General features: G+C 27.5%; 12 protein-coding genes and 5 tRNA genes. 16 read left to right on the top strand and 1 reads right to left on the bottom strand.

Features of this window, described 5'->3' with window-relative positions; translation table 11 throughout:
* Positions 1–76 precede the first annotated feature (76 nt).
* From tig to L8X36_RS06300, 16 genes are all read left to right on the top strand, one after another.
* On the top strand, positions 77–1,396 hold the full coding sequence (gene tig, locus L8X36_RS06375; protein ID WP_263683117.1) for a trigger factor: 1,320 nt from the start codon (positions 77–79) through the stop codon (positions 1,394–1,396).
* A complete protein-coding gene (gene clpP, locus L8X36_RS06370; protein ID WP_087699173.1) occupies positions 1,396–1,986 on the top strand; it encodes an ATP-dependent Clp endopeptidase proteolytic subunit ClpP in 591 nt (196 codons plus the stop codon). Before tig ends, clpP begins: the two co-directional genes overlap by 1 nt.
* Before the next feature lie 14 nt (positions 1,987–2,000).
* Complete coding sequence (locus tag L8X36_RS06365; protein ID WP_263683115.1) at positions 2,001–3,041, top strand: GGDEF domain-containing protein; 1,041 nt, start codon at positions 2,001–2,003, stop codon at positions 3,039–3,041.
* The gene (gene def, locus L8X36_RS06360; RefSeq protein WP_263683113.1) at positions 3,038–3,562 is read left to right on the top strand and encodes a peptide deformylase; all 525 of its coding nucleotides are present in this window, start codon (positions 3,038–3,040) and stop codon (positions 3,560–3,562) included. The genes L8X36_RS06365 and def overlap by 4 nt, the downstream gene beginning before the upstream one ends.
* Entirely contained in the window at positions 3,559–5,067 is a 1,509-nt protein-coding gene (locus tag L8X36_RS06355) for a YifB family Mg chelatase-like AAA ATPase (RefSeq protein WP_263683111.1), read from the top strand. Before def ends, L8X36_RS06355 begins: the two co-directional genes overlap by 4 nt.
* 8 nt (positions 5,068–5,075) lie before the next feature.
* The gene (locus tag L8X36_RS06350) at positions 5,076–5,765 is read left to right on the top strand and encodes an NYN domain-containing protein (RefSeq protein WP_039619378.1); all 690 of its coding nucleotides are present in this window, start codon (positions 5,076–5,078) and stop codon (positions 5,763–5,765) included.
* A gap of 2 nt (positions 5,766–5,767) precedes the next feature.
* Positions 5,768–7,108, top strand: a complete 1,341-nt coding sequence (gene rmuC / locus L8X36_RS06345; RefSeq protein WP_263683109.1) for a DNA recombination protein RmuC — start codon at positions 5,768–5,770, stop codon at positions 7,106–7,108.
* Positions 7,092–8,438, top strand: a complete 1,347-nt coding sequence (locus L8X36_RS06340) for an NAD(P)H-hydrate dehydratase (protein WP_263683107.1) — start codon at positions 7,092–7,094, stop codon at positions 8,436–8,438. Before rmuC ends, L8X36_RS06340 begins: the two co-directional genes overlap by 17 nt.
* Positions 8,429–9,001, top strand: coding sequence for a phosphoribosylglycinamide formyltransferase (gene purN / locus L8X36_RS06335; RefSeq protein WP_263683105.1), 573 nt, complete (start codon positions 8,429–8,431; stop codon positions 8,999–9,001). Before L8X36_RS06340 ends, purN begins: the two co-directional genes overlap by 10 nt.
* 41 nt (positions 9,002–9,042) lie before the next feature.
* Positions 9,043–9,762, top strand: coding sequence for a TerC family protein (locus L8X36_RS06330; RefSeq protein ID WP_263683103.1), 720 nt, complete (start codon positions 9,043–9,045; stop codon positions 9,760–9,762).
* 93 nt (positions 9,763–9,855) lie between these two features.
* A tRNA-Pro gene (locus tag L8X36_RS06325) sits at positions 9,856–9,933 on the top strand.
* A 12-nt stretch (positions 9,934–9,945) separates the two neighbouring features.
* A tRNA-His gene (locus L8X36_RS06320) sits at positions 9,946–10,022 on the top strand.
* Positions 10,023–10,025: 3 nt separating this feature from the next.
* A tRNA-Arg gene (locus L8X36_RS06315) sits at positions 10,026–10,102 on the top strand.
* A 27-nt stretch (positions 10,103–10,129) separates the two neighbouring features.
* A tRNA-Arg gene (locus L8X36_RS06310) sits at positions 10,130–10,206 on the top strand.
* Between the two features lie 5 nt (positions 10,207–10,211).
* A tRNA-Leu gene (locus tag L8X36_RS06305) sits at positions 10,212–10,296 on the top strand.
* 1,256 nt (positions 10,297–11,552) lie between these two features.
* Positions 11,553–12,050 (top strand): hypothetical protein, encoded by a 498-nt coding sequence (locus tag L8X36_RS06300; RefSeq protein WP_263683101.1) that lies wholly within the window; start codon positions 11,553–11,555, stop codon positions 12,048–12,050.
* Positions 12,051–12,402: 352 nt separating this feature from the next.
* On the opposite strand, the gene L8X36_RS06295 is transcribed toward L8X36_RS06300, so the two are convergent.
* Complete coding sequence (locus tag L8X36_RS06295) at positions 12,403–14,163, bottom strand: KAP family NTPase (RefSeq protein ID WP_263683099.1); 1,761 nt, start codon at positions 14,161–14,163, stop codon at positions 12,403–12,405.
* Positions 14,164–14,423: the final 260 nt, after the last annotated feature.

The following is a 14,423-nucleotide window of genomic DNA, read 5'->3' as shown; positions in this document are numbered from 1 at the left end:
TTTTTATTTTTATATAAAGTGATAAGGAAAATTTTGGTATATTATCAAAAAATTTTATTTAAAAAGGGAAAATATTATGGAAGTTACAGCAAAACTAATTGATTTTGCAAATGCAAATGCTACTGTGAAAATTGCTCAAGGAGCTATTAAAGCAGAAGTTGAAAAATTAGCTAAAAAAGCATCTAAAACTATGAAAATGGATGGTTTTAGAGCAGGAAAAGTTCCTGTTGCTGCTATACTTAAAAGATATGAAAAAGAGCTTACAAGAGATGCGGAGCAAGATCTTTTAAGAAATGCTGTAGATGGTGCTTTAAAAGAAGTTAAAAAAGAGGCTAAAGATTTAGTAGGTGAGCCATATTTTGAAAAATTTGATAGAAAAGATGGCGCTATTGAGGCTCAAATGGTATTATCTTTTAGACCAGAAGTAAAATTAGATGGATATGAAGAACTAATTCCAACTTATAATACACCAAAAGTAACTCAAAAAGAAATTGATGCAAAAAAAGAAGAATTATTAAAAAGATTTGCTACTCCTGAAGCGATTAAAGAAGCGAGAGCTTTAAAAGAAGGCGATTTTGCTAAATTTGATTTTGAAGGTTTTGTTGATGGTAAAGCTTTTGATGGTGGAAAAGCTCAAAATTATGTTTTAGAAATTGGTTCAAAACAATTCATACCAGGATTTGAAGAAGGTATGATTGGTTTAAAAGCAGGTGAGGAAAAAGATATTAATGTAACTTTTCCAAAAGAATATGGTGCAGCGCATTTAGCAGGAAAAGATGCGGTATTTAAAGTAAAAATTCATGAAATTCAAGAACTTAAATTACCTGAGTTAAATGAAGAGCTTTTAAAAAGCTTGTTACCTGAAGAAAAAGAACCAAGTGTTGAAAAATTAGATGCAAAATTAAAAGAACAACTAAAAAATGAAAAAATCTTTAAACTTATCAATGATGAGCTTAAAAATCAATTTGCAGAAGCTTTGGTAGCTAAGTTTGACTTTGTTTTACCAAGAAATATAGTAGAGCAAGAAACAGATATGCAATTTAGAAGCTCTTTGAGAACTTTAAGCGAAGAAGAATTAAAAGAATTTAAAGATGAGGCTAAATATAAAGAAAAAAGAGAAAGTTTTAAAGAAGATGCACAAAAAAGCGTAAAATTAACTTTCATTATAGACGAGCTAGCAAAACTTAGAAATATTACAGTAAGCGATCAAGAATTAATCCAAGCGATTTATTTTGAAGCTTATAGATATGGTTTTAACCCGCAAGAACATTTAGATAATTACAAAAAACAAGGTGCATTGCCTGCTATTAAAATGTCTTTAATCGAAGAAAAACTTTTTGCTGATATTTTCAAAAAAAATGACAAAAAGAAAACTGAAAAAGAAAGTGAAAAATAATGAGCTCATACATACCTTATGTGGTTGAAAAAACAAGCAGGGGCGAAAGAAGTTATGATATTTATTCAAGACTTTTAAAAGATAGAATTATCATGCTAAGTGGCGAGATCAATGATGATCTTGCTGCTTCTATTGTAGCTCAGCTTTTGTTTTTAGAGGCTGAAGATCCTCAAAAAGATATTTATCTTTATATTAACTCACCAGGTGGGGTTGTAACCAGTGGATTTAGTATTTATGATACGATGAATTATATTAAAGCTGATGTAAGTACTATTTGTATTGGTCAAGCTGCTTCAATGGGTGCATTTTTGCTTAGTTGTGGTGCTCCAGGGAAAAGATTTGCTCTGCCAAATTCAAGAATTATGATCCATCAGCCATTAGGTGGAGCAAGAGGGCAAGCAACTGATATAGAAATTCAAGCAAAAGAAATTCTAAGATTAAAAGCGATTTTAAATGATATTTTGGCTAAAAACACCAAACAAAAACTCTCTAAAATAGAAAAAGACACTGATAGAGACTTTTTTATGAGTGCTGTAGAAGCTAAAGAATATGGCTTAATCGATAAGGTTTTGGAAAAAAGTTTTAAATAAGGAAAAGCATAGCAATGTTAGATGATGATTTATTTGCTGATTTAAATTTAAGTAGTGATCCAACTCCAGCCAAAGAAGCTCCAAAAATTCAAAAAATTAGTGGAGGTGAATTTGAAAAATTTGCAAAGTCTATTTTGACTGAGCTTGTAAAAGATAATGTACCTCCAACACCAACTAATTATGGAGTTTATTTTCAAAAAATGCTTGAAGAACGTCCGGTAGCTTTTAAGAAAAAAGTTAGCGAGATTATGGAATTTGAGCAAAACGATGATGGTATCAAACGTGCAAATATAGAACAAGAAATCAAAAAAAGTTTTAGTTCTACTTCGGCATTATTGCAATACATTGCTATGATTTATAGACATCTTGAAACAGTTAAAGATATGTTAAGAAGACGTAATTCAGAACTTGCTATTAGCACAGGAAATTTAGCAGTATCTAATGTAATTCACGCTCTTGAAGCAGATCTTTCAAGATTTTCTAGTATTTTAGATAAATATTCAGATGAGATTAAAGAAAGTTTTGATGAGGTTAGACAAACTTATAAACATATAGAAGAGCAAAGTGATTTTGATTCTAAATTTGGAGTTTATAATAAAAAATATTTTTTAGAAAATTTAGAAAAAAGCATTGAAAGTAATGCAAAATATAATTATCATACTTCCTTAATATTTTTTAGAGTAAAAGAAGAAATTCTTGAGCAAACTTATACTCAAAAAGAAAAAAATGCTTTTTTAAAAGGTGTGTGTAGAATTTTTAGTAAAAATGTCTCTTCAAGCGATATAGTAGCCCATTGTGGAAACAATATTTTTGCTATGATGATTTCTCATACAAATTTAGAAAAAGCACAAGAAATATGTAATAAAATTTTAGAATCTTTAGAAAATTCAAATTTTTTCCTAGCAGATAAAGAAATAGAAGTAGATGTTGAAGTGGCTATAAGTGCTGTTAATCAAGATAGTAAGGGTGAAGAATTAATAGAAAAATGCATTGAAGCTTTAAAAGATTCAGGAAAAAATTTAGAACCCTTTATAATAGTGGAAAAAGAAAAATGATAAGAAAAATAATTACCTATCCTAATCCAAGATTATTTTTAGAGTCAAAAAAAGTAGAAAATTTTGATAAAGATTTACATATACTTTTAGATGATATGTATGAAACAATGATAGCTAATAAGGGCGTAGGCTTGGCTGCTATTCAAATTGATGTGCCAATTAGAGCTTTGCTTGTAGATATTGGTGATGAAGAAGGTGAGCAAAAAGAGGATAAGCAAACTCTTTTAGAAATTATTAATCCTATTATAACACCTTTGGATGATGAAAAAATTTCTTGCAATGAAGGTTGTTTAAGTATACCAGGTTTTTATGAAGATGTAATGCGTTATAAAAATATACAACTTGATTATCAAGATAGGTTTGGAAAGCCACAAAGTTTGCAAGCGCATGATTTTTTAGCAGTGGCTATTCAACATGAAGTTGATCATCTTGATGGGCATTTGTTTATAGAAAAACTTTCTTTTTTAAAACGCCAAAAATTTGATAAAGACTTTAAGAAAAAATCCAAAAAGAACAAATGAAAAAACTAAAATGTGCAAGTTTTTCTACAGAGCTTGATATTATCGATGTAGAATCAACTTTCACAAGAGGTTTGCCAGGTTTTAGTATAGTGGGTCTTGCAAATTCTACCATCAAAGAAAGCACAGAAAGAGTTAAGGCAACTTTACTAAGTCAAAATTTCAATTTCCCAGCTCAAAAAATCACTATCAATCTTAGTCCATCAGATATCCCTAAAAATGGCTCTCATTTTGATTTGGCTATTGCGATTTTGATTTTATTTCAAAAAGAAAATTTAGATGACTTTTTTGTTTTTGGAGAACTTGGTTTAGATGGTAGTATTAAAAGTACTGCTAGTTTATTTTCTATCTTGCTTTTTTTAAGTGCAAAAGTACAAAATGCCAAAGTAGTAGTACCAAAAGCTATTGCACAAAAAGCTTCGATGATACCCAACTTAACAATCTATGCTTTGGAAAATTTAGCTCAAGCTATGGATTTTTTTAAAGAAAAAAATTATGAGAATTATCATATAAATAATGCCCATCCTTTATTTGAAAATGCCATAGAAATTAATAATCAAAAATATATAAAAAATTCTATTTACCCTTATGATTTTAAAGAAGTTAAGGGTCAAGAAAATGCTAAATTTGCTTGTATAATAGCAGCTTTGGGTATGCATAATATTTTATTTGAAGGTAGTCCAGGTAGTGGTAAAAGTATGTGTGCTAAAAGACTTCCTTTCATCATGCCACCGCAAAGTTTGAAGGAAATTTTAGCTCAAAATGCCTATAAGTCATTAAATTCTTTAGACGATGATTTTAGTGCTAGTAGGGTTTTTAGAAGTCCTCATCATACAAGTACTAGGGCTAGTATTTTTGGTGGAGGAACCAAAAATGCCAAGATAGGAGAAATAGCGCTTGCAAATGGAGGGGTTTTGTTTTTTGATGAGTTTCCCCATTTTTCAAAACAAATCATAGAAAGTTTAAGAGAGCCGCTAGAGGATTTTAAAATTCTTATTTCAAGAGTTAATACCAAAGTAATTTATGAAACTAAATTTTTATTTGCTTGTGCGCAAAATCCCTGTCCTTGTGGAAATTTATTTTCTAAAAGTCTTGCATGTCGTTGCCAAGAGATGGAAATTAAAAAATATAAAAATAAAATTTCATCTCCTATTTTAGATAGAATTGATCTTTATGTAGCTATGGATGAGATTTCGCATGAAGATAAAACAAGTTTAAGCTCTAAACAGATGAGTGAAATGGTTTTTAAAGGATTTTTATTTCAAAAGCAAAGAAAACAAGAAGAATTTAATGCTAAATTAAATGATGAACAACTGAAGCAATTTTGTATTTTAGATTCTACTGCGAATGAAATTTTACAAAAGGCTATAAATTCATATAATCTTTCTCAAAGAGGGGTAAATAAAACCATAAAAGTAGCAAGAACTATTGCAGATTTAGAGCAAAGCGAGTTGATTTTAAAAACTCATATTTTAAAAGCATTAAGTTTTAGAATGAGAACTACATAGGAGAAAAAATGGATAACAAAAGCGTGGCGATCTTTATTGATGCAGAAAATATTCCTTCAAAATATGCAAAATCTATTTTTGATATCGCTTCTGATTATGGAGAAATTGTTATAAAACGAATTTATGGAGATTGGACACAAAAAAATATACAAAATTGGAAAGAACAAATCGCACAATATTCTATTATCGCTATGCAGCAATTTAATTTTATAGCTAATAAAAACTCAAGTGATATGTACTTAATCACTGAGATTATGAGTTTTTTTTATGAAAAAGATATTGATATTTTTGTCATTGTTTCAAGCGATAGTGATTATACTAGTTTAATCCAAAGGCTTAAAGAGGGTAAAAAGCAAGTTATAGGTATGGGTTTAAAACAAGCTGTAAAATCTTATGTGAATTCTTTTAGTGAATTTTTTTATTTAGATCAAGATGAATCTAAAGAAAAAATATTAAGCACTAAAGAATATATCAAAGATTTAATCAATATCACAGAAGCCTTAATAGAAGAAAAAGGTCGTGCTGAATATGCTCAAATTCGCACCAATATGAATAGAAAACACGCAAATTTTATCCCTCAAAATTTTGGTTTTAAAAATTTTAGAGCATTGGTAAAAGAGTTTTTACCACAAATGAAACAATTTAAAGAAGGTAATGAAAAAAATATTTATTTTCTTATTGAAAAAACAAAGGCTTAAAAATGGAAAATATCTTGATAGCCTTTTTAGCTATTGTAGTTTTAGCTTTTATATGGTATGCGTTTAAAAGTCAAAAAGAAAAAGCAAAATTAGAGTTTTTAAACCAAAGCAATATAGCCTTGCAAAATCAACTTGCTAATTTAGAGTTTGAAAAAACTACACTCATAGAAAAAAATTCCAAACTTTTAGATGAAAAAATATTATATTTGTCTAAAAATGAGGCTTTAGAAGCAAAATTAGCTCAAAAAGAACAAACCCAGCAAGAACTTTTAAATATACATTTAAAAGAGCGTGCGAATTTAAAAGAAGAATATACCCAAACTTTAATAAAACTAGAAGAAAAATACAAGCAAAGCTTAGTAGAATTAAAACAAGAATTAGAACAAAATTTACAAAAACAAAATGCTAATATTTTAAACCAAAACAAACTTATGCTTAATGAGGATACAAAAAAAATCTTAGAAGAAATTTTCTTGCCTGTGAAAAAAAGCGTTAAAGAATACAATGAAAGACTAAATTCAAATGAAGTTAGTCTTAAAACTCATATTGATAATATGTTTAAATTTAGTCAAAATATGACAGAAAATGCAGATAAGCTAGCTAAAATTTTAAAGGGTGATAAAAAAATTCGTGGTAATTTTGCAGAATTGCAACTAAAATCTGTTTTAGAAAATAGTGGTTTGGTAGAGGGCGTGCAGTATAAATTGCAAGAGAGATTTCAAGATGAGGGTAAAACCTATATTCCTGATGCGGTAGTATTTTTAGATAAACAAAAAAGTATAATCATAGATGCAAAATTTTCTTTGCCAAGTGATTTTGCTTTTGAAGATGTTAGTCAAAACACTTGCCTTGATTTAGCTTATAATCTAAAATCAAGGATTGATGAGTTAGCCAAAAAGCCTTATATGCAGTATGATAAACACACTTATGAGTTTGTTTTGCTTTTTATACCTTATCAAAATATCTTAGATTTGATTTTAAATGTAGATCTTGAAATTTATCAATACGCTTACAAAAAAAAGGTTTATTTAACCACACCAAACACTCTTTTTATGGCACTAAATACGATAAATATTTCATGGAAAAATATACAAAGTAATGAAAATATCCTAAAAGCTTTTGATGAGCTTGGCAAATTTCATGATAAATTTGCAGGTGTTTTAGATGATTTTGAAAAAATCAAAGAAAACATCAAAAGATTAAACACAAATGTAGATAATATGCAAACAAAGCTTACTCATGGAAGTGGAAATATCGCTTCAAGAGTGATAAAACTTAAAGAGCTAGGCGCTAAAACCCAAAAGCTTATAAAATGTGAGATGAGCGATGAAAGTAGTATTTAAAGATAATATTTCTTATGAAAAAGAGCTTATTGAAAAAGGTTTGGATGAGTTTTTAATGATGGAAAATGCAGGCATAGAACTTGCAAATTTGATTAAGAAAAAAAGTAAAAACATAAAAAATGCTAAAATTTTATTTTTGCTTGGTACTGGTGGAAATGGAGCTGATGGACTTGTGGCCATTAGACACTTAAAAAAAGCTTTTGCCTATGTTATGCCATATAAAAAAAATACAATGTTTATCAAGCAAGAGCAAATTTTAAAAAATGTAGGTTTTAATTTTTTAAAAAAAGAACCTAAATTTAAAGATTTTGACATTATAGTTGATTGTGTTTTTGGAAGTGGTTTAAATAAAGCTTTAGATGAAAATTTACAAAGAATTTTTAAAAAAATTACTAAAAGCAAAGCTTTAAAAATAGCTTGTGATATTCCTAGCGGGCTTGGACAAGAGCTATGTTTTAAGGCTGATTACACACTTTGTATGGGCGTTTTAAAAGAAATTTTGTTAGAAGATTTTGCAAAAGATTATGTTGGTAAAATAAAACTTGCCAATCTTGGTTTAAAGCTAAAAAACAAAAATTTACAAAATTTTTTACTAGAAAAAAAAGATTTAAGATGTATTGATAAAAAGGCCAACTCAAATAAAGGCGATTTTGGTCATGTTTATATTTTTGCCAATAAAAGCGCAGGTACTCTAGCTGGACTTGGTGCTTTAGAGTTTGGAGCGGGGCTTGTATCTTTAGTGGCCAAAGAAAGCTTTTCGCCTTTGATTATGCTAAAAGATGATATTGAAGGTAAAATAAATGCAGCTGCTATAGGCATGGGGCTTGATGATTTAAGTATTTTAAAAGACGAAAGATTAAAAAACATTCCTTTAGTCTTAGATGCAAATTGCTTTCAAAGTGAAAATTTGCTTTCATATCTTAATAGAGAAGATGTTGTTTTAACCCCTCATCCTAAAGAGTTTTCTATGCTTTTAAAACTTTGTTTTAATGAGGATGTAAGTGTAGAAGAAATTCAAAACAAACGCTTTTTTTGTGCAAGAAAATTTAGTTCTAAATTCCAATGTGCTTTGGTGTTAAAAGGGGCTAATCCCATCATCGTTCAAAAAGAAAAACTTTTTGTAGTAAACTGTGGCAATGAGGCTTTGGCAAAAGGTGGAAGTGGGGATGTGCTAAGTGGCATGATAGCAGCTTTACTTGGAGCTAAATTTAATGCTTTAGAAGCTGCTAAAAATGCAGTATTAGCTCATGCTTTAGTAGCTAAAAATTATAAGAAAAATAAAATTAGTTTTGATGCTTTAAAATTAATAAAGGGGTTAAAATGCTTATAAAACTAGCAGTTTTATTTAGTGGTAATGGAAGTAATTTGGAAAATATTTTAGAAAAATTACATAAAAAAACTTTTGGTAAAAATACCTTTGAAGTGGTTTTGTGCGTATGCAATAAAAAAGAAGCTTATGGCATACAAAGAGCTTTAAAATATGGTCTTGAAACTAAAATCATAGAACATGAAAAATTTACTTCAAGAGAAGAATTTGACGCAGAATTAGTAAAAATTATAAAAGAAAGTCAAGTAGATTTGACTATCCTAGCAGGATTTATGCGAATTTTAAGTCCTGTTTTTACTCAAAATATAAAAGCTATTAATCTTCATCCTTCTTTGCTTCCTTTATTCAAAGGTGCTCATGCTATCAAAGAAAGCTATGAAAGTGATATGAAAGTAGCAGGCATTAGTGTGCATTGGGTTAATGAAGAGCTTGATGGTGGTAAAATCATTGCACAAAAGGCGTTTGAAAAAGCTAAGCTAAGCTTTGAAGAGTTTGAAGATAAAATTCACCAGCTCGAACATACACTTTTGCCTGAAGCCATTGTAAAAATTTTTGAAAATGATTAATTTTTCATCATTATAATTACGCTTTTGTTTAAGGAAAGTAAATGTTTGAATGGATTTTTAGTGTAGATGCTTGGGTGGTATTGCTTACTCTTACAGCTTTGGAGATTGTACTAGGTATTGATAATATCATTTTTCTAGCGATTTTAGTTTCTAAATTACCACCAGAACATAGAGATAAGGGTAGAATTCTAGGTCTTGCTTTTGCGATGATTACTAGAATTTTATTGTTATTGTCTTTATTTTGGGTGATGAAACTTGTCACACCTTTATTTAGTATATTAGGCAATGAAATTTCAGGTAGGGATTTAGTGCTTTTACTTGGAGGGCTGTTTTTAATAGTTAAGTCTATTAAGGAAATTAAAGAAAGTATAATGCACCAAGAGGAAAGTCAAAGTAATATAAAAATTAGTAATAAGCTTTGGGTTGTAGTTGCTGAAATAGCTGTGATAGACATAGTATTTTCTCTTGATAGTGTTATTACTGCTGTGGGCATTGCTCAAGATATAGAGATTATGATTATTGCTGTTATTGTTGCAGTTTTAGTTATGCTTTTTGCTTCTAAACCAATTGCAGATTTTGTGGAAAAATATCCAAGTATTAAAATCTTAGCTTTGGTATTTTTAGTAATGATAGGCTTTGTTTTAGTATGTGAAAGTTTTGATATCCATATAGATAAAGCATATATTTATACAGCTATGGCTTTTTCTTTGATAGTAGAAATTTTAAACATCATTTCACAAAACAAACAAACAAACAAATAATTCTTAAAATATTTAGCATTTTTTATGCTAAATATTTTTTTATCTTGACTTTTAATATTTTTTTATGTAGAATAACGCTTTATTTTTGTACATCGGGGTGTAGCGCAGTCTGGTTAGCGCACTTGGTTTGGGACCAAGGGGCCGAAGGTTCGAATCCTTTCACCCCGACCATTTTTATAAATGGTGAGTGTAGCTCAGTCGGTTAGAGCATCAGATTGTGGTCCTGAGGGTCGTGGGTTCGATTCCCATCACTCACCCCATCAGCGCTCGTAGCTCAACTGGATAGAGCAACAGACTTCGGATCTGTAGGTTATGGGTTCGATTCCTATCGGGCGCACCATAAGCCTATTGTTACTTTTATTTTTATGCGCTCATAGCTCAGCTGGATAGAGCAACGGCCTTCTAAGCCGTAGGTCAGAGGTTCGAATCCTCTTGAGCGTACCACTTTTGCGGATGTGGTGAAATTGGCAGACACGCCAGACTTAGGATCTGGTGCAGCAATGCGTGAAGGTTCAAGTCCTTTCATCCGCACCACCATGCTTTGAAGCTACTTTCTAAAATTTTTAAAAAACTCAGGGAGCGGTTTTGGTAGCGGTTTTTTTCTCAAAAATTAATTTTTAATACTCCATATTAAAATAATATAATTTATCATTATAATCTAAAAAAGAAATTGACTTTTATAAAAATATTTAAAAAAAGAATAAAATAAAAAATACATTTTACTTTTTTATATTCAATTGCTAATTCATTCTCTATTTCTTTTTTTTATTAAAAGAAGACAGTATAAACTAAATACATTATAATTTATTTATTTTATTCATAAGGCTTTAAAATTAGTTAAACCATTAAAACATATGAAATTTTATAATTATTAGCATTGGTAAAATAATGGTTTCTCGGCTTTTTCGGTTTTTTGCTTTTAGGATTAAGCAAATATTATTTTATATACATCTTAATCTTTTTATCAAAAATATAAAAAAATTATTTTAATTTAAAATTATTATAAAATTATATCACTTAGTATTTTTAAAGCTGGAGCTGCGATCCTTTTTATATTTTATTAAATTATAAGGAGGTGATCATGATTGATATTAAAATAAAAATTAATCTGATTTTATCTTTTTTATTTTTTATACAAATGAAATCTATTTTAGTTGGATCGCTAGCTTAAAAATACTCTCATTTTTTCTTAAAATATATCTTCATTTTATTAAAGTTATAAAAAAATATCCAAAAAAATACAAGTTAATTTTTTCAAAAAATCTTACCTTTTTTTGTTTTGATAAAAAGTTTAGTAAAATGGAAATTTTAAGCTGTATTTTAAAGCTTTCTTTTTGGAGTTTTATAGGTTAAAATTTATCAAAAATAGCCCATTTTAAAACAATCACTACTCCATGCTAAGCAGATATACCATTTTCGTTACCTTTAATGTAAAAAAGTATATATTTCGTATAAAATACTCTAATTTTTAAAATAATCACTACACCATGCTAAGCAGATATGTCGTTTTCGTTACCTTTAGCCTAAAAAGTATATATTTCGTATATTTTGATAAATTTTTGGTGTATTTTTTATAGATTTTTATAAAATTTGTCATTTTTGTTAAAAATAATCGTTTTTGCAATACATTACTTCGTAAGTATTAGATTATATGTTTTCGTTACCTTTAGTGTTTTTTTGAGATTTTTTTGAGATTTGCTGTGTTTTTTTAAAAAATAAAAATGTTATGATTTTGTAATTTTTGTATGATAAAATATTATAAATTTTTGTTAAAAAAGGCAAGTTATTCTGTGTTTAAAAATATATTTTTCAAAAAAACTGTATCTGCTGATAATCCTAAAGATGAGATAAAACTAGATGAAACTCCTTCGCAAAACAAAAGTGATAGATTAGAAAAAATAATTCACACTTGGGTAGTAAATTGCACTAAATATTCTTTAAAAAATCCTTATGATACAAGACGCATTAACAGAAAAAATGGCTGTATCAAATTTGTCTTAAGAGTCTTTAAAGAAGCTAAAAATGAAGGTGCTTTAATTGGCATTAGCTCTTCACTTTATGATAAATATAAAAATCTCTATAAATCAAAACTTGCTAGAGTAAAGCAATCAAGTAAAATAAAAAGCTTACAAGAAAAATATCCTGATTTAGATATTATCAATGCTTATAAATATGCCATATTAAGTAATAAATGTGCTTTATTAAATGAAGATGTTAAAGACTTTGAAAATATTATAAAGATTTTATTGCAATTAAATACCACTAAAAACAAACAAAAACAAGCCTAAAATCAAAAATCTACTATAAAGTAATATCAACCTAGCATTAAATAATTAAAATCGATTTATGAGCTTGTTTTGTTAGGTTATGTTAAGGAAGTGGTGTTTAGTTATTATTTGTGTAATTTTGGCAAGCTCGAACGGATTTTACTTGCCGTGACGATCGCGTATTATAGCAATTTTATTTTTAAAAATCTACATCAAGTTTTATTGGTCTTCTGACTATGAATGTTTGAATTTTGTAAGCTTTGTAAGCTTTTTGCGAAAACTTAAATTTAAATAGTACTTTGATTAAAATAATCTAATTTTAAGAATTTAACAAAAAACTGTATAAAGCAATGAAAAGATTTTATTTTTAAAGCTAGTGATTATTTTCTATTAGTAGCTTTCTTAATACACTATTTTGTGAATTTATATATTCTAAAACAACACTTTTTTTTATTTTATTTTCATCTAAATCTAAAAAATCTAAATAAGCTTGAAATAAATTATTATTTAAATCATCATCAAATTTATGACTTGCAACCATATTCATAGAAAAATGATTAAAAAATTTCCTACAAAAATTGTTATTATTTTTAAATAGCTGTACTAATTCTTCTTTTTTAAAAAAATTATATTGCTTGATCGCTTCGGGATAAAAACTACTTTCTATATTCTCATAGCTATTAATAAAAGCATTAATACTTTCATACTTGCTTATTTTATATTTTTCTTTGGTATCTTCATAACAACGCTTCCATTTTTCATCTTTTAATAATTTTAAAAAATCTTTATCTGATTTATAATCATCGCGAAAATCAAATTCTAATTCTTCCATAACAAGAGCTTCTATATAGTGCTGATTGATTTTTTCTTCTATGTTGCTTAATTTTTTCTTTGTAATTTGTGTGTAAGTTGAAAGTAAGTTTTGATAAAAACCATAAGGATAGTGTGTCATTCCATTTTTTGAATAAAAATCTATTTTTAGGAGTGAATTTTCAATATCTTTTACAAATTGTTTATCACTTAAATTACCTACCAAATATTCTATCTTGCAGTTTTGAAGTTTATAATAAAGATCAATTTTTAAAGTTTGATAAAAATCGCGTCTTAGTTGGTATTTTTCTTCTTTACTTAAATAAAACATATTTTTTAGGTATTTTTCGTAAAGATGGTAGCTTGAAGATAAATCATTTTCTTCTATTTTAATAGAAAGATATTTTTTAGTTTTAGATATTAATGATTTATAACTTAATTTTAGAGCATCTGAAAATGTTTTTTTATTTTCATACTTGCAAAACAATAAAAAACAATGCTTGTTAAAATAATCTATATGCTCTAACACATGATATAGCAATCTTAGATTTCCATTGCATTGTTCTTTATATCTTTCGAAAATAATATTTTCAATAATATTTCTTATCTCATCTGTAATTTTAGTATATTTATTTATTCTATCTTTTATGATTGCCTTTGCTATTTCATCATTGTTTTTTATCGTTATTTCACAATCAATAACCTTTTCTTTGTATATTTGATACCAGTTTTTACTATTATATTGTTTGGTTTGTTCTTCTTTAGCTTTTTGATACCAACTATTAAAATCTTGTTCAGTCTCTTCTTCTTTATTATTTTCAGTCAAATTATCATCTTGTTCTTTTAGTTCTTTCTCGTGAAAAATCACAACAACATTACATTCTTTTTCTTCTTTAAGTAAATTTACAAGTCCTAAAATTTCTTTCAAAGAAAGATTATCAGTTCTTCTTTCTATGTTATCAAAACACACAATAACTTTTTTAAAATCTTCTTTTTTTAAAAATGAGAAAATAGCATCAGGGTTAATGTTAATTGTTCCGGCAGATTTTATTTTTGCAATTTTGGTTGCAATTTGTGAAAAAGTATTCATTATTTTATTGTAGTTTCCATGAATTTTAAAAACTATTTCTTCTAATATCTGCTTATAACTTTCTTTGCCAAAAAGATCTATATAAACAATCTTTTTATCTGCATTTATTTCAGAAAGTTTATTTTCAACTTGTTTCCATAAATAAGTTTTACCTATGCCCCAAGACCCATTTATAGCTAAACATTTTTTAGAGTTGCTATCTAAAAAATTTGCAATATTATCAATCTTATTCATTGTGTATTCCTATAAAATATTATTTATATAATTTTACAAAAATATTTTTTAAATATTAAATTAAAATCAAAATTCATATTTACATATCTTTTAACAGTGTTTAATAGTTTTTGGATATTTTAAGTATTAAAAAAGTTAAAAAGTTTTTTTACAAGTCTCAAAAGTATTTAATCTTTGGATTTTTGCTAAAATTATATTATTTTTATAAAAATTTAAAATATATGAAAATTATAAAATTTCTGATTTTTTATGATATGTGT

The sequence above is a fragment of the Campylobacter sp. CNRCH_2014_0184h genome (genome assembly GCF_025772985.1).
GTDB lineage: Bacteria > Campylobacterota > Campylobacteria > Campylobacterales > Campylobacteraceae > Campylobacter_D.
This window is presented reverse-complemented; position numbering and strand designations above follow the sequence as displayed.